Annotated in this window: 19 protein-coding genes; 13 read left to right on the top strand and 6 right to left on the bottom strand. The window is 57.0% G+C overall.

Annotated elements, in window-relative coordinates; all coding sequences use genetic code 11:
* Positions 1-43: 43 nt before the first annotated feature.
* The 5 genes from DHN12_RS07310 to DHN12_RS07290 all read right to left on the bottom strand — a co-directional run bounded on the left by DHN12_RS07310 (position 44) and on the right by DHN12_RS07290 (position 5070).
* On the bottom strand, positions 44-745 hold the full coding sequence (locus DHN12_RS07310) for an ABC transporter ATP-binding protein (RefSeq protein ID WP_108859600.1): 702 nt from the start codon (positions 743-745) through the stop codon (positions 44-46).
* Complete coding sequence (locus tag DHN12_RS07305) at positions 745-1509, bottom strand: ABC transporter ATP-binding protein (protein ID WP_108859599.1); 765 nt, start codon at positions 1507-1509, stop codon at positions 745-747. Before DHN12_RS07305 ends, DHN12_RS07310 begins: the two co-directional genes overlap by 1 nt.
* Positions 1506-2792, bottom strand: a complete 1287-nt coding sequence (locus tag DHN12_RS07300; RefSeq protein ID WP_108859598.1) for a branched-chain amino acid ABC transporter permease — start codon at positions 2790-2792, stop codon at positions 1506-1508. Before DHN12_RS07300 ends, DHN12_RS07305 begins: the two co-directional genes overlap by 4 nt.
* Complete coding sequence (locus DHN12_RS07295; RefSeq protein ID WP_108859597.1) at positions 2789-3745, bottom strand: branched-chain amino acid ABC transporter permease; 957 nt, start codon at positions 3743-3745, stop codon at positions 2789-2791. The genes DHN12_RS07300 and DHN12_RS07295 overlap by 4 nt, the downstream gene beginning before the upstream one ends.
* A gap of 80 nt (positions 3746-3825) precedes the next feature.
* Positions 3826-5070: a branched-chain amino acid ABC transporter substrate-binding protein gene (locus DHN12_RS07290; RefSeq protein WP_108859596.1), complete on the bottom strand. Its 1245-nt coding sequence runs from the start codon at positions 5068-5070 to the stop codon at positions 3826-3828.
* A gap of 379 nt (positions 5071-5449) precedes the next feature.
* Between DHN12_RS07290 and DHN12_RS07285 the strand changes: the two genes are divergently transcribed.
* From DHN12_RS07285 to DHN12_RS07235, 11 genes are all read left to right on the top strand, one after another.
* Positions 5450-6283: a xanthine dehydrogenase family protein subunit M gene (locus tag DHN12_RS07285; protein WP_108859595.1), complete on the top strand. Its 834-nt coding sequence runs from the start codon at positions 5450-5452 to the stop codon at positions 6281-6283.
* Positions 6276-9026 carry a molybdopterin cofactor-binding domain-containing protein gene (locus tag DHN12_RS07280; protein ID WP_108859594.1) on the top strand — a complete coding sequence of 917 codons (2751 nt, stop codon included), beginning with the start codon at positions 6276-6278 and terminating at the stop codon, positions 9024-9026. Before DHN12_RS07285 ends, DHN12_RS07280 begins: the two co-directional genes overlap by 8 nt.
* Positions 9016-10509: a 6-hydroxynicotinate reductase gene (locus DHN12_RS07275; RefSeq protein ID WP_108859593.1), complete on the top strand. Its 1494-nt coding sequence runs from the start codon at positions 9016-9018 to the stop codon at positions 10507-10509. The genes DHN12_RS07280 and DHN12_RS07275 overlap by 11 nt, the downstream gene beginning before the upstream one ends.
* A gap of 6 nt (positions 10510-10515) precedes the next feature.
* Entirely contained in the window at positions 10516-11379 is an 864-nt protein-coding gene (locus tag DHN12_RS07270; RefSeq protein ID WP_108859592.1) for a UPF0280 family protein, read from the top strand.
* Complete coding sequence (locus tag DHN12_RS07265) at positions 11372-11953, top strand: amino acid synthesis family protein (RefSeq protein ID WP_108859591.1); 582 nt, start codon at positions 11372-11374, stop codon at positions 11951-11953. Before DHN12_RS07270 ends, DHN12_RS07265 begins: the two co-directional genes overlap by 8 nt.
* Complete coding sequence (locus DHN12_RS07260) at positions 11950-12531, top strand: amino acid synthesis family protein (protein WP_108859590.1); 582 nt, start codon at positions 11950-11952, stop codon at positions 12529-12531. Before DHN12_RS07265 ends, DHN12_RS07260 begins: the two co-directional genes overlap by 4 nt.
* 88 nt (positions 12532-12619) lie before the next feature.
* The gene (locus DHN12_RS07255; RefSeq protein WP_108859589.1) at positions 12620-13834 is read left to right on the top strand and encodes an ABC transporter substrate-binding protein; all 1215 of its coding nucleotides are present in this window, start codon (positions 12620-12622) and stop codon (positions 13832-13834) included.
* A gap of 67 nt (positions 13835-13901) precedes the next feature.
* Positions 13902-15746: an ABC transporter permease gene (locus DHN12_RS07250; protein WP_108859588.1), complete on the top strand. Its 1845-nt coding sequence runs from the start codon at positions 13902-13904 to the stop codon at positions 15744-15746.
* Positions 15743-16516, top strand: coding sequence for an ABC transporter ATP-binding protein (locus DHN12_RS07245; RefSeq protein ID WP_108859587.1), 774 nt, complete (start codon positions 15743-15745; stop codon positions 16514-16516). The genes DHN12_RS07250 and DHN12_RS07245 overlap by 4 nt, the downstream gene beginning before the upstream one ends.
* Positions 16509-17210, top strand: coding sequence for an ABC transporter ATP-binding protein (locus DHN12_RS07240; RefSeq protein WP_108859586.1), 702 nt, complete (start codon positions 16509-16511; stop codon positions 17208-17210). The genes DHN12_RS07245 and DHN12_RS07240 overlap by 8 nt, the downstream gene beginning before the upstream one ends.
* A gap of 72 nt (positions 17211-17282) precedes the next feature.
* Positions 17283-17708 carry a MarR family winged helix-turn-helix transcriptional regulator gene (locus tag DHN12_RS07235; protein WP_108859585.1) on the top strand — a complete coding sequence of 142 codons (426 nt, stop codon included), beginning with the start codon at positions 17283-17285 and terminating at the stop codon, positions 17706-17708.
* Here DHN12_RS07235 and DHN12_RS07230 read toward each other — a convergent pair.
* The gene (locus tag DHN12_RS07230) at positions 17703-18815 is read right to left on the bottom strand and encodes a CaiB/BaiF CoA-transferase family protein (RefSeq protein ID WP_108859584.1); all 1113 of its coding nucleotides are present in this window, start codon (positions 18813-18815) and stop codon (positions 17703-17705) included. The genes DHN12_RS07235 and DHN12_RS07230 overlap by 6 nt on opposite strands.
* Positions 18816-19085: 270 nt before the next feature.
* On the opposite strand from DHN12_RS07230, the gene fdxA reads away from it, so the two are divergent.
* Both fdxA and DHN12_RS07220 read left to right on the top strand, forming a co-directional pair.
* Positions 19086-19415, top strand: a complete 330-nt coding sequence (gene fdxA, locus DHN12_RS07225) for a ferredoxin FdxA (RefSeq protein ID WP_108859583.1) — start codon at positions 19086-19088, stop codon at positions 19413-19415.
* A 9-nt stretch (positions 19416-19424) separates the two neighbouring features.
* Positions 19425-20231 carry a ferredoxin--NADP reductase gene (locus DHN12_RS07220; protein WP_108859582.1) on the top strand — a complete coding sequence of 269 codons (807 nt, stop codon included), beginning with the start codon at positions 19425-19427 and terminating at the stop codon, positions 20229-20231.
* Positions 20232-20259: the final 28 nt, after the last annotated feature.

The following is a 20259-nucleotide window of genomic DNA, read 5'->3' as shown; positions in this document are numbered from 1 at the left end:
TGTCAGCGCGGCTTACAATGGGCGAAGTGCCTACGGCGATGCTTCAAACCTCCAGCCATTCCTTCCGGATTTCGTCATTTTCGCGCAATGCCTGCGGGGTGCCTTCGTAAACCATGTGCCCATGACCCATGACGTAAACTCGATTGGTCACACGCAAAGCGATGGTTAGCTTTTGCTCGACCAACAGGATCGAGACGCCACGCTCGGCAATCTGCAGCAGCAGATTCCCTACCTGCTCAACAATCTTCGGGGCTAGGCCTTCGGTCGGCTCGTCGATCATGATGAAATCGGGGTTGCCCATCAAGGCGCGGCAGATGGTCAGCATTTGCTTTTCGCCGCCCGACATAACCGAGGCATCGACATCCGCACGATTGCGCAGGTTCGGAAACATCTCGAACATATCCTCGATACACCAGCGGCCATCGCCGTCCTTTTGGCCAGGTTTCAGCCCCAATATCAGGTTTTGGCGCGTTGTGAGACCGGGAAAGATATCCCGGTTTTCAGGCACGTAGCCAATCCCGGCCTTGGCAATCTCAAAGCTCTTGCGGCCAGCGATCTCCTGGCCGCGGAACTGGATCGACCCGTGCGGGGCGACCTCGCCCATGATGGCCTTGCAGGTGGTAGACCGCCCAACCCCGTTCCGCCCCAACAGCGATACGATTTCGCCCTCGCCCACCTTAAGGTTAACACCCTGAAGAATGTGGCTCTTGCCGTAATAGGCGTGCAAGTCGGTGACCTGAAGCATTACACAGCCTCCTCTTCCAAACTTGCGCCCAGATAGGCTTCTTTCACTTTCGCCGATGCGCGTACAACATCCGGCGTGTCGGATTCGATCACTTCGCCATATACAAGGACCGAGATCTTGTCCGCCAAATCAAAAATCACGCCCATGTCGTGCTCAACAATCAAAAGCGTCTTGTCCTCGGTCACGTTGCGGATCAGGTCGACGATCAGGTCGGTTTCCGAATGGCTCATCCCGGCGCAGGGTTCGTCCAGCAGTATGATATCCGCCCCGCCTGCGATCGTGATCCCGATCTCAAGCGCGCGCTGTTCGGCATATGCCAGCGTGCCAGCCAGTTCATTCCGGCGCGAACTCAGATTGATCCGCGCCAGAATACCGTCAGCCTTTTCGGTAACGTCCAGTTGGCGGCCAATCATGTGCCAAAAAGAATAGCGATACCCCATTGTCCACAACAACCCACACCGAATGTTTTCGAACACGGTCATGTTGGGAAATATGTTGGTGATCTGGAAAGATCGGCTGAGGCCACGGCGGTTGATCTCGAAGGGCTTCAATCCGGTGACATCTTCGCCGTGCAGAAACACCCCGCCCGAGGTCGGCGCGAACCGCCCGGTGATCAAGTTGAACAGGGTCGATTTCCCGGCCCCGTTTGGCCCGATGACCGCATGGCGTTCACCCTTGGCGATCTGCAGGTTCACACCCTGAATGATCTTGGCCAGACCGAAGCTTTTTTCGAGGTTTCTTAGCTCGATAGCAGGAGCGCTCATGCCCGGTCCTCCGCGTGGTTCGCATTGTCCCAGGCTTCACGGATTTCCGGCAAAACGCGGGACACAAGGAATAGTGAGATCGCGGCGATGATTGTTGCAAACGCTACGGCCTGATAGCCGCCACTGTCAAAGGCAATACCATAGAGGTGCATCTCGTGATCTCCACCGTATCCGTGGCGCTTGTGGAAAAGAATTTCCAGAATGGCGGCCAGGGACAAGACACTCGTGATCGCGGGGATTGCCACTTTGAGATACGGCTTGATCAACAAATTCAGTTTACCCAGGGCAAGTGGTCGTCGATGCATCGCGATCAACCCGGCAAAACCAGACGGGAAGAACATCACACAGGCCACGAACAATATGCCCAGATACAGCGCCCACAATTCGGTATGCAGGCCAAGAACCGTTTGAAGCAAGGTGAACACGACCGCCCCGATGATCGGCCCGACAAAGAAGCCGGCACCACCAATGAAGGTGATCAGCAGGATCGAGCCTGACGTCGCAAGGTTCAGGTTTTCCTCAGTCAGAATTTCAAAGTTGATCGCGAACAATGACCCGGCGACACCGGCAAAGAAGCCCGAGGCGCAGAAGGATATCCAGCGAACGTTGCGCTGGGAATACCCCAGAAACTCGGCGCGTTCCTCGTTATCGCGTACTGCGTTGGCGATCCGCCCGATTGGCGTGCGCGAGAACAGATACATCAGCAGTGCTGCCACCAAAAGCCACACGACCGTAAGGTAATAGACCTCTTGCTGTGTAAGGAATTCATATCCGAACACTGGCGGACCCATGGTCCGGTCGCCCGAGATGCCTTCTTCGCCGCCAAAGAACACGACGATGATGACGGAACAGGCGGCGATCAGCTCTCCGACACCAAGCGAGATCATAGCGAATACAGTGCCTGCCCGACGGGTCGAAAAACTACCGATCAGGAAGGCGAAGACCATGCCGAACAAGCCTCCAACAATCGGAAGAAACGGCAAAGGCAACCATAGCCCGTCCTCAACCATGTTCATCGCGTGCATGGCGAAGAACCCGCCAAGGCCCATATAGACCGCATGACCAAAGGACAGCATCCCGCCCTGCCCCAGCAACATGTTGTAACTCAGCGCGAAGACGATGGTGATTGCCATCTGGTTCATGATCGTCAGCGCCGAACTGGATTGGAACACAAATGGCAGGCACAACAGGAACAGAGCGGCAAAAGCCCAGGGCATCACGTTCGATAGCGATATCAGCCGCGTAGTGCCCGCAGTCAAGGGCGTCTTACTAGCGATACTCATGATTCACGGTTCCCCATAAGACCTTGCGGGCGCAGAACAAGAACGATGATCATCAGCAGGTACGGCAGGATCGGGCCCAGCTGAGGCAATGTTAGTGTCCACAGGTCCTGCAGCGGATGATCCCAGATCAGCTCTGGCTTGGTAAAGCCGATCGCGGTCAGCACCTGTTCAGCCGTGACGTCATAGGCGGTGGCAAAGGTCTGAAGCCAGCCGATAATCAGGGATGCAACCAAGGCGCCCCAAAGCGAACCCAGGCCGCCGATCACAATGGTCACAAAAACGATCGAACCCAGCTGCAAGGCCATGCCGGGGAAAACCCCCAGAACCGGACCAGCGATGACGCCGGCCAGCCCGGCCATCGCGGTTCCTACGCCAAACACGCACATAAAGACCAACGGTACGTTGTGACCCAGGTTCTGCACGGTTTCGGGATAACTGAGCGCGGCCTGAATGGTCATGCCAATACGGGTTTTGGTCAGAATGTATAGTAGCGTCAGGAAGATCCCCATTGCAACGGCGATCATGAAAACCTTGTAGGCAGGAAAGGCATTTCCAGCGATGGCGAAAGCTGCAAAATCCAGCGCGGCAGGTTCCGAGAATGGAAGCTGACTTTTGCCCCAGAAGAATTGAATTGTTTCTTCAATCAGCAGCGCAAGACCAAAGGTAAAGATCAGTTCCGGCACATGCCCGTATTTGTGAACTCGTCTTAACCCGTATCGCTCGATCAGAGCTCCGATCAAACCGACAATCAATGGCGCGACAAGCAAGCCGACCCAGAATCCGGTGACGAGGCTGATCTGATAGGCGAAATAGGCACCCAGCATGTAAAAACTGGCATGAGCAAAGTTCAGAACGCCCATCATGGAAAAGATCAGTGTCAGACCGCTGCATAGCATGAACAGCAACAAACCAGTCACAAATCCATCCAACACGTTCACGAGGAACAGCGCCATTACGTGTCTCCCTGCATTTATTGAGTGGTAGCCTGGCGGCCCGCCCGGATTTCGGACGGACCACCAGAGTGGTTAGAGGGTTATGGGCGTTTCATCTCACACGTGGTGGGCGAGTCATTGGACGCCAGTTCGACAACCGTTTCTGCAACCATACCGCGGCCAGAATTGTCATAGTCGAACGCAGCCTCGGGTGTCTGCCCTTGCACGGTCACGGTCTGGATCGTCTGGTGATCGCTTTCACGCATCAGGGTCTTGCCAGTGACAATACTGTCGTATTCCATACCTTCCAGCGCGTAGGCGATCGCCTTGATATCCGTAGCATTGCCAACTTCGTTGATCGCGGCTGCCAGCATCGGTGCGACATTCGCCATCTGAGGCTGACCGAAGTCAAGATCCGGGAAGCTTACATAGAAGGCTTCGATGAACTCCTGCGCTTCAGGAGTTGGGGCCGGATTGACCTGACCTGCTCCGACCAGCTTGACGATACCGTCGCCTTCTTCACCAAAGGCCGCGGTGATGCCCGAGGTCGCGCCATAGTAGGTGTAGATCGGCTTGTCGAAACCGGCACCCATGACCGCTTTACCCAGACCGACCATATCGCCGCCCCAGTTACCGGTGATCACGGCATCTGCGCCCGAACCAACAATCTTGCGCGCGTAAGGCGTGAAGTCTTTGACTTTGCCGATCGGGTGCAACTCATTCCCGACAATCTCAATATCGGGGCGCTTTTCCTGAAGGAACCGCTGAGCTGCCGCAGCAACAGCCTTACCGAACGAATAGTCCTGACCGATCACATAGACTTTTTTGATATCCGGGTTGGCTGCAATGTCATCGGTCAACGCGTCCATTTTGATGTCAGCATTGGCGTCAAAGCGGAAATGCCAGAACTGGCACTTGTCATTGGTCAACGCCGGGTCAACGGCCGAGTGGTTGAGGAAGATAACCGGATCATCAGGGTTGCGACGATTGTGCTTGGCAACCGCTTCGGTCAGCGCGTTCGCCACACCGGATGATGCGCCCTGAGCGATGATGCGAATGCCCTGATCCATGGCAACCTGCAACTGGATGAGCGATTCCTTTGCGCTGATCTTATTGTCGAAAGGCACCATCTCGAATTCGGCAATTCCATCCAACAGCCCGCCAGGTTCGTTCACCAGCTCTTTGACGCTGTGGCGATAGATCGCCAGGCCTTGTGTGCCCGTCGTCGCAAATGGTCCGGATAGCGGATCAGTGAAAGCGATTCGTACTTTTTCCTGTGCCGCAGCGGCCCCTGCAACAAGACCAGCAGCAAGTGCGGTCGCCATCATCAAATTGAACTTGTTCATTTCTTCCTCCCTATTGACACCAGGCGGTAGGTTTCAGCCCGTTGTAAGATCAACACGTTGGTGAGTGATCGATCACTATATTCATGGCTGTTTGTTAGTGTGTCAACGAATTACTGACCGAATTTGGAACTTCTGGACATTCGTGAAACAAAATCGGTATTGCGCCGTCACATCGCCCAATTTTATCGCGACTAGAGTGGCTGCTCCTCAATTAGCTTTGAAAATTAGGGGAATGATCAATCGACTGAATATCCGTGATCCAATCTTCTGCCAGCGCTCATGATAAACAAGAACCGGCCCAAACAAATCGTTGACATTTTTTTTGTTCGCGTAATATCATTTGTGTACTAACGAGAAATTTCTCATCAGGATAGGCACTTTGCGGTATCTCTCTCCCAACACCCTCGATGATGCATTTGATTTGCTGACCAGCAATGATCTGACGGTTGTCGCTGGCGGAACTGACTATTTTCCGTCCCGGCAGCGTCATGAGTTGCACACTGACATATTGGACGTCACACGCATTAATGGCCTTACGGGCATCAATCTTGTGGACGGCCGTTGGAGAATCGGGGCCACGACAAGCTGGACAGACATTGCCCGAGCCGATCTGCCCGTCGCATTTAGGGGCCTGCAAATGGCCGCGCGGGAAGTCGGTAGCCTGCAAATCCAGAACAGCGGCACAATTGCAGGGAATCTGTGCAACGCCTCGCCGGCTGCTGACGGCGTGCCGCCACTGCTGACGCTGAAGGCCAGCGTTGAGCTTGGCTCGGCCCGTGGCTTTCGCGAGGTTCCGCTGTCAGAGTTCATCACTGGCGTGCGCAAAACGGCGCTGTCCGCCGATGAGATTGTGACCGCGATCTACCTGCCCGATCCGCCCAAAGGAACTGTTGGGCACTTCGAAAAACTCGGCGCGCGGCGATACCTTGTGATATCGATCACGATGACTTCTGTCATCATCGGCCTCGATGAAAACCGCCGGATCAACTATGCGCGCGTCGCTGTGGGGGCCGCATCAGCCGTGGCACAAAGACTGGAACAGCTCGAAGCCGATTTGATCGGGGAATCCCCTGAAACGGCTGGCGTTTCATCAGAGCATTTGGCTCCGCTCAGCCCCATTGATGACGTCCGTGGGGACGCCGCATTCCGACTGGACGCGGTGGCAGAACAATGTGTCCGGGCAATCGCAGAGGCGGGAAAACACCATGGATAAACGCGCTGATGAATTCACGACCGAATTCACCTTGAACGGCCACCCTGTCAGCACGGTGCCGCGCGTGGGTGAGCGCCTGTCGGAAATGCTGCGCGAGCGGCTGTCAGCACGCGACGTCAAGATCGGATGCAATGCTGGCGACTGCGGTGCTTGCACCGTTCTGGTCGATGGTGATCCGGTCTGCGCCTGTCTGGTTCCGGCGCAACAGGCTGCTGGGCGGTCCGTGGAAACGGTGTCGGGGCTGACGCAGGATGACCAGATTGCCAAACGTTTGGCAGACAGCTTTCAGAACCACGGCGCGGCGCAGTGCGGAATCTGTACACCCGGCATGATGACCGCCGCCGTCGCATTGCTGCGCGAGACACCTGAGCCAAACAATGAACAGGTCCAGGATGCCCTTGGCGGTGTTTTGTGCCGCTGCACCGGGTATCGCAAGATTATCGATGCCGTGGTCGCCGCTGGTGCGCCTGCCTTGCCAGAAGCAACACTGGGACACGCGGGCGACGCCATCTGGCGCGTGGATGGGCACAACAAGGTTACAGGCACAGAGCTTTTTGGCGATGATGTTGCCCCGGCAGGTACGTTGGAAATCTATGTCATCCGTTCTCCTTACCACCGTGCCCGATTTACACTTGGCGATCTGGACACTTGGACCAATAAGACCCCAGGGATCGAAGCGGTCCTGACTGCGGCCGACATTCCCGGGCGCAACAACTTTGGCGTTATTCCCGACTTTGCCGACCAACCTGTCTTCGCGGAAACCGAGGCTCGGTTCCGTGGCGAGGCTGTCGCCGCCATCATTGGCCTGCCCGAGGTTCTGGCAACCTTCGACCCAGCAGATTTTCCGGTAACGTGGGAAGAAAGACCCGCCGCGCTGGATTCACTGGACGCCATGACGCCCCAAGCCGCGCAGCTGCACCCAGATCGCGACGGCAACGTAATGTGTGCCGGTTTCGTGAAATGCGGAACCCCAGAAACCGCGTTGGCCAACGCAGATGTTGTGGTCGAAGGCCATTTCCGCTCGGGGTTTGTGGAACATGGGTATATCGAGCCTGAGGCCGGGTTCGCCGAGATCGTGAACGGGCGGGTCGAAGTCCATGCCTGCACGCAAGCTCCGGTGATGGACCTGGACGCGCTGGAGATCATCCTGGGAATGCCGCGCGATCAGATCCGTATTGCCCCGACCGGGGTCGGCGGCGGGTTCGGCTCAAAACTGGATATTTCGGTGCAGCCTTATTTGGCTCTTGCCGCGCTCAAAACCGGTAAGCCGGTGCGACTGACCTATTCCCGAACCGAGTCGATGCAGTCCACCACCAAACGCCACCCTTCCGACCTGCAGGTCAAGATCGGGGCAACCAAAGACGGTCGTATCAGTGGGATGACTTTTGATGGGCTGTTCAACACAGGCGCCTATGCCAGCTGGGGTCCGACCGTAGCCAACCGGGTGCCCGTGCATGCCTCGGGTCCCTACAGAATTGCCGACTACCGCGCCGAAGCCAAAGGCATCCATACGCATTGCCCGCCATCGGGCGCATTCCGCGGCTTTGGCGTTCCGCAATCAGCCATCGCGCAGGAATGCCTGTTCGACGAGTTGGCGGACAAGCTGGGCATCGACGCGCTTGATTTCCGCATCAACAATGCGCTGGAGAATGGGGTCCCCACCGTTTGCGGGCAGGTCTTCGATCAAGGTGTTGGCATTCGCGCCTGCCTCGAAGCGCTGCGTCCCGCGTGGGCTGAAGAAAATAAAGCAGTTCAGGCACACAACGAACAAAACAATACCTTGAAGCGCGGCGTTGGTCTGGCGGCAGGCTGGTACGGGTGCGGCAACACTTCGTTGCCCAACCCGTCGACGATCAAATCGGGCATCCGGTCAGATGGTAGTTTGGTCCTGCACCAAGGGGCGATGGACATCGGCCAAGGGGCAAACACCGTGATCACGCAGATCTTTGCCACGGCGCTTGGCGTCCCGGTTACGCAGATCGAAATCATCGGGGCCGATACGGATGTCACGCCAGACGCGGGCAAAACCTCGGCCTCACGTCAGACCTATGTCTCTGGCAGCGCTTCACGTCTGTCGGGCGAAGCGATGCGGGCGCAGATTCTGTCCCGCGTGAACGCCGGGCCTGACGCCGTGATTACCCTAAACGCAGGAACGATTGTGGTGGACGACAACGGGCAACAACACTCTATCGACCTGACCGTGCTGGAACCTGACGCAGAAGGTTACGTGCTGTGCGCCGAAGAAACTTATGACCCGCCCACAAAGCCGCTAGACGAAAACGGTCAGGGGATACCTTATGCTCAGTTTGGTTATGCTGCGCATCTGGCGGTTGTCGAGGTGGACACAAAACTTGGCACAGTAAAACCGATCAAATTCGTGGCCGCCCATGACGTCGGCAAAGCGATTAACCCGATGCTGGTCGAAGGTCAGGTACAGGGCGGTATCGCGCAGGGTCTTGGCATGGCGTTGATGGAAGAGTACCTGCCCGGACGCACCGAAAACCTGCATGACTATTTGGTCCCGACCATTGGTGACATCCCTCCGATTGAAACCCTGATCATCGAAGAAGAGGATGCCCACGGCCCCTATGGCGCAAAAGGTCTGGGAGAGCACGTGCTGATCCCTACGGCCCCGGCCCTATTCAACGCAATCAAGCGCGCCTGCGGCGTTCGACTGACCCAAGGTCCCGCCACGCCAGCAAAAATGCGTGCAGCAATCAAGGAATTGACAGATGGCAACTGAGCGCACTACACCGGAAAAAATCCGCTGCGACGCCTGCCCGGTGATGTGCTATATCGCAGACGGTAAAATCGGAGCCTGCGACCGTTATGCCAACCATGGCGGCGATCTTGTCCGACTGGATGCGCTGACCATCATCGAAAGCACAGAAGACACACGGCTTGTCCCCTTTTTAAAGGATGGCAAAGACCCCGAAGATTGGGACGGCGACATCGTGCAGGGCAAACGGCCCTTTGTGACGGCCGTCGGCGCAGGCACGACCTATCCCGATTACAAACCCGCGCCCTTCATCGTCAGCCAGGACGTGGCGGGCGTGGATATGGTCACCGTCGTGACCGAGGGGATATTCTCGTATTGTGGAGTAAAGGTGAAGATCGACACCGACCGTCATATCGGCCACGAACGCGATGTCGTCCGCGTAAATGGTGAGCCGGTCGGGCACGTCATGACCTCGGAATACGGATCCAAGATGTTGTCTCTGGGCGGTGTGGAACACCTGACCGGCGGCACCAAGAAAGAAGGCCGGATCACCTGCGATGCCCTGCTTTGGCTGTGCAATCGTGAAGCCGTCGAGATGGTGATCGGTGATGAAGGACATGAGACCACGGTTGTTGTTCAGGCCGGCAAAGCGCCCATCATTAATGGGGTTAAGGAAAAACTGATGCGGGTGGGCTGCGGCTCGGCCACAATCGGAATGTTCGCCAAGCAATGGATTGAACACGTGGATGACGTGGTAGTGGTCGACGACCACATTACCGGCGTTCTGTCCGAGCATCAGGCCGGTAAATTGCTGGATGTCGAACCAACGGGCATCAAGATCAATGGTCGTCGTTCCACCCCGGGTCGGTATTTTCAGGTTGCAGAGCCCGGCACCGGCTGGGGCGGTACTGATATCGAGGACCCACTGAAAATTCTGGGCGATTTCAATCCGAAATTTGCGCGTGAAGGTATGAGCCTGTTCATGGTATCCACCACGGGTGAGCAATATGGCTATTTTGAACTGGATGCAGAGCTGAAACCTCAGCCCGTCGAGATTCCTGCGGCGCTGAAGGCGTCTGCCGAGCTGATTGCCGAGAACTGCGAACCTTCGGTCTGCTCGGTTCTGTTCATGGGAGGCGCAGGCGGCAGCCTGCGGGCGGGCGTCACGGAAAACCCGGTGCGGCTGACGAAATCGGTCAAGGACTCGCTGACCTTTGTATCCTGCGGCGGCGCCGAGGCTTATGTTTGGCCCGGTGGCGGCATCACCGTGATGGTGGACATTCTGGACATGCCCACGGGATCGTTCGGATACGTTCCGACCCCAGCGCTGGTCGCCCCCATTGAGTTCACAATGCGTGTCAGCGACTATGGCACGCTGGGCGGGCACATGGATGAGATTAAGCCAGTTGCAGATGTCATCTCGGACGAAACCCGCAAGGTAAATCAGTTCGAAAACCAACCCGACCCCATGTCCTCGAAAAATTACCGCTGGGCGAAAGGAGCATAAGGTCAGATGCCCCCCGTCTCTGCCATATTGCCGTGTGGTCGCAGATTGCATCTGCAACACGGCCCGATCGACCTGATCGTCGAGGCGGATGGCGCACGAGATATTGCATTTGAAGCTGCCCAGTTACGGTTCCAATCCTTGCTGCAGGGCTTGGTCGATGAACTCGGTTTGCTGAAAATTCCCATGACCGCTGAATGCGCCCGCCCTCAAGGACAGGTAGCGCGCCGTATGGATGAGGCTGCGCGCCCTCATTCCAACGTGTTTGTTACACGCATGGCCGCCGTTGCCGGAGCCGTTGCAGACGAAGTATTGGCGGCCATGCTACAGGCCACACCTTTGGATCGCGCGTCTGTCAACAATGGCGGAGATATCGCTGTCCATCTGGGCACGGGTCAGGACTATCGCATCGCCATGAGCGGGCTTGACGGGTGCAACTTGGGCCGCATTGCTATCCGCGCAAGCGACAAGATTGGTGGCATTGCCACGTCGGGTCGCGGTGGACGCAGCTTGAGCCTTGGCATCGCCGACAGCGTTACAGTGCTGGCCAGCAACGCAGCAATGGCCGATGTGGCAGCGACGCTGATCGCTAACGCGGTTGATCTGCCCGGGCATCCGGCCATCCGGCGCCTTCCGGCCAATCAACTGCGCAATGACAGCGATTTGGGCAACTTGCCCGTTCCGGTTTCTGTCGGCCAACTCTCTGCCCAAGATATTCAAAATGCCCTGTCACACGGCCTGAACACTGCCGAGACCATGCTTGGGCGTGGTTTGATCTCTGCCGCCCATCTGTCTCTTGGCTCTCACTCCTGCCAGACGGGCGCGTCCCGATTGGTGATTTCAACCACTCAGAAGGTTCCACAATATGCCTGACGTTCAACTGCGAAAGAAGCTGTTTTCGCTTGAAGAAATCTATCACGAAGGCGGACCGCTGTCCGACACCCCGCTTATGCGGGTGGCTGCCATGGCCGTGATCGCCAACCCGTTCGCAGGCCGCTACGAACCTGAAATTCAGGGTTTTATGGATGACCTCAAACCTTTGGGTTTGGAAATGGCGCAAACCCTGATCGACATGTTGGGCGGTCCGGAAAACGTCCAAGGGTACGGCAAAGGGTCCTTGGTTGGCGAAGGAGGCGAGCTGGAACACGGCGCGCTGTGGCACGCGCCGGGTGGCTATGCAATGCGCCAGTTGCTGGGCACCGCCAATGCGATTGTGCCTTCATCGAAAAAAGTTGGCGGCGTGGGTGCGCGGCTGGATGTGCCGATCACGCATATCAACGCCTCATATGTGCGCAGCCATTTCGACAGCATGGAGGTGGGTTGCAATGACGCCCCGCGCGCAGGCGAGCTGGCTTTCTCGCTGGTCATGACAACCGGGCCGCGGGTGCATTCGCGTTCGGGCGGGCTTGAGGCGTGGGACATCAAAGGAGAGGACGGCCTAAGATGACAAAGATCCGCAAGATCGCAGTCAACATTGAGGAAACCCATATCGAGGCGGGCCGTGCGATCTCGCCCGCCACGCGCAAGGCGGTGGCCGTGGCCGTGATCGAAAACCCCTTTGCCGGGCAATATGTCGAGGATCTGACCCCCTTGATGGACACCGGGGCCGAGCTGGGCGCCCTGCTGGGTCGCCGCTGCGTCGAGGCCCTTGGCATCACGCCGGAACAGGCTGAAAGCTACGGAAAATCAGCGATGGTGGGTGAGAATGGCGAGCTGGAACATGCCGCCGCCATCCTGCACCCCAAACTGGGCGCACCACTGCGCAAAGAGGTCGATAAAGGTGCCGCTTTGGTGCCCTCGTCAAAGAAGATGGGCAGCCCGGGGCAGGTACTGGACGTACCGCTTGGTCACAAGGACGCGGCCTATGTGCGCAGCCATTTTGACGGCATCGAAGTGCAGTTAAACGACGCGCCCCGCGCGAATGAGATCATGGTGGCAGTTGCGGTCACCGACAGCGGACGACCGCTGCCGCGTGTAGGCGGACTGACGAATGAGGAGGCAGAAGGCAAAGACGGGCTGCGCTGAATGTAGCAGCTGCGCTCTTTAGGGCTGACAACACATTAAGAAGCCGGGATAACTGGCCGTGAACAATGATCATTGGGAGGAATTTGAAATGAATCTGATCAGACGCACGGTACTGGGCGCGCTTGCGGCGCTGCCCTTCACCGGTTTGACGGCTGGGGTCAGCCTGGCCCAGGACACCATCGTTTTGGGTGAAGTAAACAGCTATACTCGTCTGCCCGCCTTTACAGAGCCCTACAAGAAAGGTTGGCAACTGGCGGTCGAACAAATCAACGCCGCAGGCGGGATCGACGGCAAGCAACTGGAAGTGATCAGCCGGGATGATACCGGTGATCCAGCCACGGCAATCCGGATCGCCGAGGAACTGGTCTCAAAAGACGGTGCAGTTCTGATCTTTGGCACCTTCCTGTCCAATATCGGTCTGGCCGTTTCCGATTTTGCCAAGCAGAAAGAAGTCCTGTTCATCGCTTCCGAGCCTCTATCCGACGCGATTGTCTGGTCCAAAGGTAACAAATACACCTATCGCCTGCGCCCCTCGACCCACATGCAAGCCGCGATGCTGGCCGAACAGGCCGCCAAGTTGGATGCTGTGAAATGGGCGACTGTCGCGCCAAACTACGCCTATGGGCAGGATGCGGTGAAGGCCTTCAAATCCGAACTGTCCAAATTGCGCCCCGACGTGGAATTTGTCGAAGAACAATGGCCACCGCTGTTCAAGATCGACGCAGGATCCACTGTCCGCGCGCTTGAGGCCTCGAAACCGGATGCGATTTACAACGTGACCTTCGGCGGCGATCTGGCCAAATTTGTTCGCGAAGGTTCGCTGCGGTTCCTGTTCGAGGATCGCGACGTGGCATCATTGCTGACCGGAGAACCAGAATATCTCGACCCGCTGGGGGCTGAAGCTCCTGAGGGTTGGATTGTCACCGGATACCCCTCGACCGACATCACAACGGATGAGCATAAAGCGTTTGCTGATGCCTATATCGAGAAGTTCGGCGAAGCACCCAAAACCGGTTCTATCGTTGGATATAATTCGATCCTCGCCATCGCCGCAGCGTTGGAAAAGGCCGATTCCAAGGACACTGACGCCCTGCTGGCCGCGATGGAGGGCCTGACCGTCGACAGCAGCCCAACCGGCCCTTTTACCTTCCGCGCCGCTGACCATCAGTCCACGATGGGCGCCTATGTCGGCAAGACGGGAACGGTCGACGGCAAACCATCGATGGTCGACTGGTCCTATGCCGACGGGGCTGATTACTTGCCCAGCGAAGACGACGCAGCAGCCTTGCGTCCGGCGGAATAAGCCGACTTTGGCGGGGCAATAGCTGCCCCGCCCCACAAAAAGAACACGAACAAGGGACGGTGGCCCGATGGGGTTCTATTTTGCACAGCTACTGACTGGATTGGCGAACGCTTCCTCGCTTTTCCTGATCGCATCCGGACTTTCGATCATCTTCGGCGTCACGCGGATCGTGAACTTTGCGCATGGCTCGTTCTACATGGTCGGCGCTTATCTCGCTTACACACTGGTTACACACTGGAGCGGCAGCGTCCTTGGCTTTTGGGTCAGCGTCATTTTGGCGGCAATGATCGTCGGGGTGATCGGCCTGATCATCGAACTCACTATCCTGCGCCGCATTTACCACGCACCTGAGCTGTTCCAACTGGTCGCAACGTTTGGCGTCGTATTGATCTTTCAGGATGGCACGCTGGCGATCTGGGGCGCAGAGGACCTTTTGGGCCCGCGCGCGCCGGGATTGGATAGCGCGGTTCGCATCATGGGTGAACCAATTCCCGAATATGACCTCGCCTTGATTGCTATCGGGCCGGTCGTATTGCTGGCCATCTGGCTGCTGTTTCACAAAACGCGATGGGGGGTTCTGGTGCGTGCTGCAACCCAAGACCGCGAGATGGTCGGGGCGCTAGGCGTCAACCAAGCCTGGTTGTTTTCGGCAGCATTCGTATTGGGCTCGTTCTTGGCTGGATTGGGTGGCGCACTGCAAATCCCGCGCGAGGCGGTATCGCTGCAGATGGATCTGTCCATCATCGGTGAGGCTTTCGTCGTGGTTGTCATTGGCGGTATGGGCAGCGTGTCCGGCGCGTTTGTAGCGGCGGTTCTGATCTCGGTCCTGAACGCTTTTGCAATCCTGATCTTCCCGCAAATCTCAATCGTTTTACCCTTCGTCATTATGGCGATTGTCCTGATCTTCCGGCCCCATGGCTTGTTCGGCAAACCCGGCAGCGAAAAGGGCGCGCCGGAAGAACCGGACCAACCACTGGCGCTGATGGATCAGAAATCAGCAATGGTGCTGATGGCCGCGCTGCTGGTGCTGGCGCTTAGCCCCTTGTTCACTGCTGATTTCACTTCGGTCCTGATGGTCGATGTGATGGTCGCGACGTTATTTGCCGTATCGCTGCATTTTATGATGGGTGTTGGCGGCATGGTCAGCTTTGGGCACGCCGCTTATTTCGGCGTTGGCGCCTATGGCGCGGCGATGGCGGTCAAATTCCTTGGCCTCGGCATGATCTCGGCTATGCTTTTCGGCCCGGTTTGCGCGGCCATAGCAGCGCTGTTCTTCGGCTGGTTCTGTGTCCGGCTGTCGGGCGTTTACCTCGCCATGTTGACCTTGGCCGCAGCCCAGATCCTATGGGGTGTCACGTTCCAATGGCAGGAATTCACCGGCGGGGATGATGGCATCCTTGGCGTATGGCCTGCCAAATGGGCCAGCTCCGACAAGGTTTATTTCTACATCGCCTTCGTCCTATGTATCGGCGGAATATGGGCTTTGCGTCGTGTGGCCTTCTCTCCGTTCGGCTATATCCTGCGCGGCATACGCGACAGCCAGACCCGGGCTGAATCGATCGGCATCGATACCCGGTTTCATCAATGGATGGGCTTTGTGCTGGCGGGTGGCTTTGCCGGTTTGGCCGGGGTCGTCTTTGCATTTTCAAAGGGCAGCGTCTTTCCTGACAGCCTCGGCATCGCGCTGAGCATCGACGGTCTGATCATGGTTCTTCTGGGCGGCATTCACGCGCTGGCGGGTCCGATCCTTGGGGCCGGTGCCTTTGTCCTGATCGAAGATTGGGTCACGCGGTTAGACTACTGGCGCTTTATCTTCGGGGCCATCATTCTAATCGTTGTCCTAGTGGCACCTGACGGGATTGCGGGCGGTGTCCAGCGCCTGCTGCGCGGCCTGAAAGGAGGCCGGGCATGACCAACGTTCTCGAAGTCCGTAACCTGTCCAAATCCTTTGGCGGCGTGCAGGCCGTGAAGGATGTGAATTTCGATCTGAAGGAAGGGGAATTCCTTGCCCTGATCGGTCCCAACGGCGCGGGCAAAACCACATGTTTCAACATGCTGAATGGCTACCTAAAACCGAATACAGGCTCCGTATCCTTGCGCGGCCAGGCCCTGATCGGCCACCCGCCGCGCAAGATATGGCGTATGGGTGTCGGTCGAACGTTCCAGATTACGGCAACCTTCCTGTCGATGACCGTTGTGGAAAATGTCCAGATGGCGCTGATCTCGTATCACCGCCGGGTGTTTGACCTGTTTTCACGCGCAACGCGGATGTATGTGGACGAGGCAATGGCGCTTCTGGAACTGGTCTCGATGCAGGACCAGGCCGGACGGGCATGTTCGGAATTGGCTTATGGCGATCTAAAAAGGCTGGAACTGGCGATTGCCCTGGCGCATGAGCCCGCCCTACTGCTGATGGACGAACCGACGGCGGGCATGGCACCGTCCGAACGGCTAGCCCTGATGGCGTTGACCGCGGAAATCGTGGCCAAAGGCGGCGTGAGTGTGGTGTTCACCGAACATGACATGGACGTCGTTTTTGCCCACGCCCATCGTATTCTGGTCCTGAACCGGGGTGAGTTGATCGCCGAAGGCACAGGGTCTGAAATCCGCACCAACCCATTGGTCCAAGAGGTATATCTGGGCGGTGGCTCAGTCTTTGAAGCGGAGAGCGCCCATGCTTGATGTCAAAAACCTTGGGGCCTGGTACGGCCGTGCGCAAATCCTCAACGGTGTTTCGCTGAGCGTCGGCGAAAACGAGGTGGTTGCGCTGATGGGCCGGAACGGCGCGGGCAAATCAACCACCATGAAGTCCATCATGGGATTAGTGCGCCACATTAATGGCACCATCCGCTATGCCGAACGCGAGGTTCAGGGGAATACCCCTCATGCGATCTGTCGCCTTGGCATGGGTTATGTCCCCGAAGACCGTCGTATTTTCGGAGATCTAACCATCGAAGAAAACCTCGAAGTCGGACGCCGCGAACCACGTCCAGATGCACCCGAATGGACACAGGAACACTTGTTCGAGCTGTTCCCAAATCTGGCTGAGCGTCGCAAGAACCTGGGCAAACAACTTTCGGGTGGGGAACAACAGATGCTAACCATTGCCCGCACGTTGATGGGCAATCCCAAGCTGGTCCTGTTGGATGAGCCATCAGAAGGGATTGCGCCGGTCATTGTTGAACAGATGGCCCGCGTGATTGCGGAACTGAAACGAGAAGGGCTGTCGGTGCTGATCAGTGAACAGAACCTGCACTTTGCGCGCATCGTGTCAGACAGGGCTTTTATCATCGAAAAAGGCGAAATGAGGTTTGAAGGCAGTTTCGCTGATCTCGACGAAAACCCAGAAATTTCAAATACCTATCTTGCCGTCTAATACCTTGGTCTTGTGGGAAGGACATGGCTTTGATTATTATAGTACGAACAATTGAATCAGGCAGGAGCCGTCATGACGGAATCGATTGAAAGCTATGCGCTTGACGAGCAAGTCGGCTATCTTTTGCGGCTGGCCAATCAGCGCCACGCGTCGATTTTCCAGTCACACACATTGGACGGCCTGACGCCCACCCAGTTTGCCGCCCTGATCCGCATTGCCGATTTGGGCAAGTGCTCTCAAAACCGATTGGGGCGGCTGGCGGCGATGGATGTTGCGACGATCAAAGGGGTCGTTGATCGCCTGCGTCAAAAAGGATTTGCGGTTGTCGAACCCGATCCGGACGACAAACGACGCACGCTGATTTCGCTATCCCCCGAAGGCGAGGCCATGGTAGCGCGGATGAAGGATGTTGGTCAGCAGATCACCAACGAAACGCTCAAGCCACTGACGGCCGCCGAACAGCGCAATCTGATCCGGATTTTGCGCAAAATCTCATGATTTGACGGGCCGTTTGGCAGACGCCTTGTCCAACTGCAATTCAGACCGGGAAAACCGGATCGGAGTGCGCAGACCGGGCACACCTTCCGGGTTGATCTGCATCTCGCGATGCTGAATCTGCGGGTCGCTCAGCGCCTCTTGCACTGAATTTATCGGACCACCGGGCACGCCGTGTTGTTCAAGGGCCGCCAACAGATCGGTCTTGGTCCATTCCAGACAGGAACTCGTCAGCAATTCAGTCAACGCAGCGCGATTTTCCACACGATCCGCGTTGGACATGAACCGTGTATCGTCGATCAACCCCGGCAGGCCCAGTATTTCGCACAGGCTGGCATATTGCCGGTCGTTTCCACAGGCGATGATGATGTGCCCATCCGCCACCGGAAACACCTGATAAGGCACGATATTGGGATGGGCGTTACCCAGTCGCGTTGGGCACGCACCCGAGGCCAGATAATTCATCGCCTGATTGGCCAGAACGCCCGTCATGCAATCCAGCAAGCTCAGATCCACGTGCTGTCCCTGCCCCGAGCGCTCTCGTTCAGCAAGTGCAGCCTGAATGCCGATCACCCCGTAGAGGCCTGTGAAGATATCTGCAAAAGCGACGCCGATCTTTTGCGGCTCTCCCCCGGGGTCGCCCGTCAGGTCCATGATCCCGCTCATACCCTGGATAAGAAAATCGTACCCTGCCCGATGGGCATAGGGTCCATCCTGACCGAACCCAGTTACGGATGCGTAGACCAGGCGGGGATTGATCTGTTTGACGCCATCATAATCCAGACCGAATTTCTTCAGCCCGCCAACCTTGAAGTTTTCGATCAACACATCCGCATCGCGGATCAGATCCAGCAACTTGGCCCGATCACCCGCATCCCGGAAATCCAATGCAATACTGTGCTTGCCCCGATTGGCCGCGTGGAAATAGGCGGCTGTCTTATCGCCATCGCGCTCGATAAACGGAGGGCCCCATTTTCGCGTATCATCACCCTCGGGGCTTTCGATCTTGAGTACATCTGCCCCCAGATCAGCCAATGTCTGCCCGATCCAGGGCCCGGCAAGAATGCGGGCCAGCTCGATCACTTTCAATCCGTGCAAGGGTGTGCTCATGGGTTGAACCTTTCAAAACTCTGCTGCGATCGGCCAACTTGTGTCCGGGATCGAATCCTGCATCTCCCCCAACAGCATAAGTCCGATGTTTCGACAACCAGCTTGTCAATCATGCCACCCTGTCGAAGTGCCGTATTTTCGTTAGTACACTAACTTTTTTAGCATTTGGGTCAAGAGTCCGACCCAGGAAAATTTCATTCGTACAGAAACGTATTGACAGGCGCGTATTTCTCACGAATATTCATTCGTATACTAACGAATAGGCACTCCATGACTTACGTCGTCACCGAAAACTGCATCAACTGCAAATTCACCGATTGCGTGGAAGTTTGCCCAGTGGATTGCTTCTACGAAGGGGAAAACACACTGGTCATCCATCCGGACGAATGCATCGACTGCGGCGTGTGTGAACCGGAATGCCCCGCCGACGCAATCCGCCCGGACACCGAGGATGGGATGGAAAAGTGGGTCGAACTAAACGGCAAATACGCAGAGGCGTGGCCCGTCATCACCGAAAAGAAAGACCCGATGCCTGCCGCGGACGACTGGAACGGCAAAGAAGGCAAGCTTGCGCTCTTGTCGGATGCCCCGGCAGAATAGGAGACTAATATGTCGCTGGATTCTACGACCAAAACTGAATTCCCCATTCCGGCGGGCGTGTTCGCCCAAACCGTTACCGAAGTGAAGCATTACACCGACCGGCTGTTCAAATTCCGCATCACGCGCCCGGCTTCATTCCGGTTTCGGTCAGGTGAGTTTGTGATGATTGGTTTGCCGAACGCGGAAAAACCCGTGTACCGCGCCTATTCCATCGCATCACCCAGCTGGGACGAAGAGATCGAGTTCTATTCGATCAAGGTCCCCGACGGCCCGCTGACCGAACACCTGCAGAGAATACGCGAAGGTGATACGATTTTGATGCGTAAAAAGCCCACAGGCACGCTGGTCAATGACGCGCTGTTGCCCGGCAAGCGGCTTTGGATGTTTTCGACCGGCACCGGCATAGCGCCCTTTGCATCGCTGATCCGCGACCCTGAAACCTATGAGAAGTTCGACGAAATAATCCTGACCCATACCTGTCGGGAAAATGGCGAGCTGGACTATGGCAAGGAACTGGTTGCGGCGCTCAAATCCGATCCGCTGGTTGGCGAGATGGCACAGAATTTGCGGCACTATTGCACCCTCACGCGTGAGGACTATCCGTTCAAAGGTCGGATCACCGATCTTATGGCATCGGGCAAAGTGTTCGATGATTTGGACCTGCCGCTAATCTCACCAGAAACAGATCGCGGAATGATCTGCGGCTCGATGGCGATGCTGCAGGATACCAAGGCCGCGCTGGAAGGGTTCGGCCTGGAAGAGGGCGCGAACAACAAACCTGCAACTTTTGTGGTCGAACGCGCCTTTGTCGATTGACCAACCGGGGCTCTGCCCCGCCCTACAC

The sequence above is a fragment of the Ruegeria sp. Alg231-54 genome, from assembly GCF_900143525.1.
In the GTDB taxonomy this organism is placed as follows: Bacteria; Pseudomonadota; Alphaproteobacteria; order Rhodobacterales; family Rhodobacteraceae; genus Ruegeria.
Note: the sequence above shows the minus strand (reverse complement) of the source record. Positions and strands in the feature narration are given on the sequence as shown.

Coding starts and splice junctions, on each gene's coding strand:
- DHN12_RS07310 (WP_108859600.1), bottom strand. CDS start 745: ATGCTTCAGGTCACCGACTTGCACGCCTATTACGGCAAGAGCCACATT.
- DHN12_RS07270 (WP_108859592.1), top strand. CDS start 10,516: ATGCCCCCCGTCTCTGCCATATTGCCGTGTGGTCGCAGATTGCATCTG.
- DHN12_RS07245 (WP_108859587.1), top strand. CDS start 15,743: ATGACCAACGTTCTCGAAGTCCGTAACCTGTCCAAATCCTTTGGCGGC.
- DHN12_RS07230 (WP_108859584.1), bottom strand. CDS start 18,815: ATGAGCACACCCTTGCACGGATTGAAAGTGATCGAGCTGGCCCGCATT.
- DHN12_RS07235 (WP_108859585.1), top strand. CDS start 17,283: ATGACGGAATCGATTGAAAGCTATGCGCTTGACGAGCAAGTCGGCTAT.
- DHN12_RS07240 (WP_108859586.1), top strand. CDS start 16,509: ATGCTTGATGTCAAAAACCTTGGGGCCTGGTACGGCCGTGCGCAAATC.
- fdxA (WP_108859583.1), top strand. CDS start 19,086: ATGACTTACGTCGTCACCGAAAACTGCATCAACTGCAAATTCACCGAT.
- DHN12_RS07255 (WP_108859589.1), top strand. CDS start 12,620: ATGAATCTGATCAGACGCACGGTACTGGGCGCGCTTGCGGCGCTGCCC.
- DHN12_RS07250 (WP_108859588.1), top strand. CDS start 13,902: ATGGGGTTCTATTTTGCACAGCTACTGACTGGATTGGCGAACGCTTCC.
- DHN12_RS07260 (WP_108859590.1), top strand. CDS start 11,950: ATGACAAAGATCCGCAAGATCGCAGTCAACATTGAGGAAACCCATATC.
- DHN12_RS07220 (WP_108859582.1), top strand. CDS start 19,425: ATGTCGCTGGATTCTACGACCAAAACTGAATTCCCCATTCCGGCGGGC.
- DHN12_RS07280 (WP_108859594.1), top strand. CDS start 6,276: ATGGATAAACGCGCTGATGAATTCACGACCGAATTCACCTTGAACGGC.
- DHN12_RS07265 (WP_108859591.1), top strand. CDS start 11,372: ATGCCTGACGTTCAACTGCGAAAGAAGCTGTTTTCGCTTGAAGAAATC.
- DHN12_RS07275 (WP_108859593.1), top strand. CDS start 9,016: ATGGCAACTGAGCGCACTACACCGGAAAAAATCCGCTGCGACGCCTGC.
- DHN12_RS07300 (WP_108859598.1), bottom strand. CDS start 2,792: ATGAGTATCGCTAGTAAGACGCCCTTGACTGCGGGCACTACGCGGCTG.
- DHN12_RS07305 (WP_108859599.1), bottom strand. CDS start 1,509: ATGAGCGCTCCTGCTATCGAGCTAAGAAACCTCGAAAAAAGCTTCGGT.
- DHN12_RS07290 (WP_108859596.1), bottom strand. CDS start 5,070: ATGAACAAGTTCAATTTGATGATGGCGACCGCACTTGCTGCTGGTCTT.
- DHN12_RS07295 (WP_108859597.1), bottom strand. CDS start 3,745: ATGGCGCTGTTCCTCGTGAACGTGTTGGATGGATTTGTGACTGGTTTG.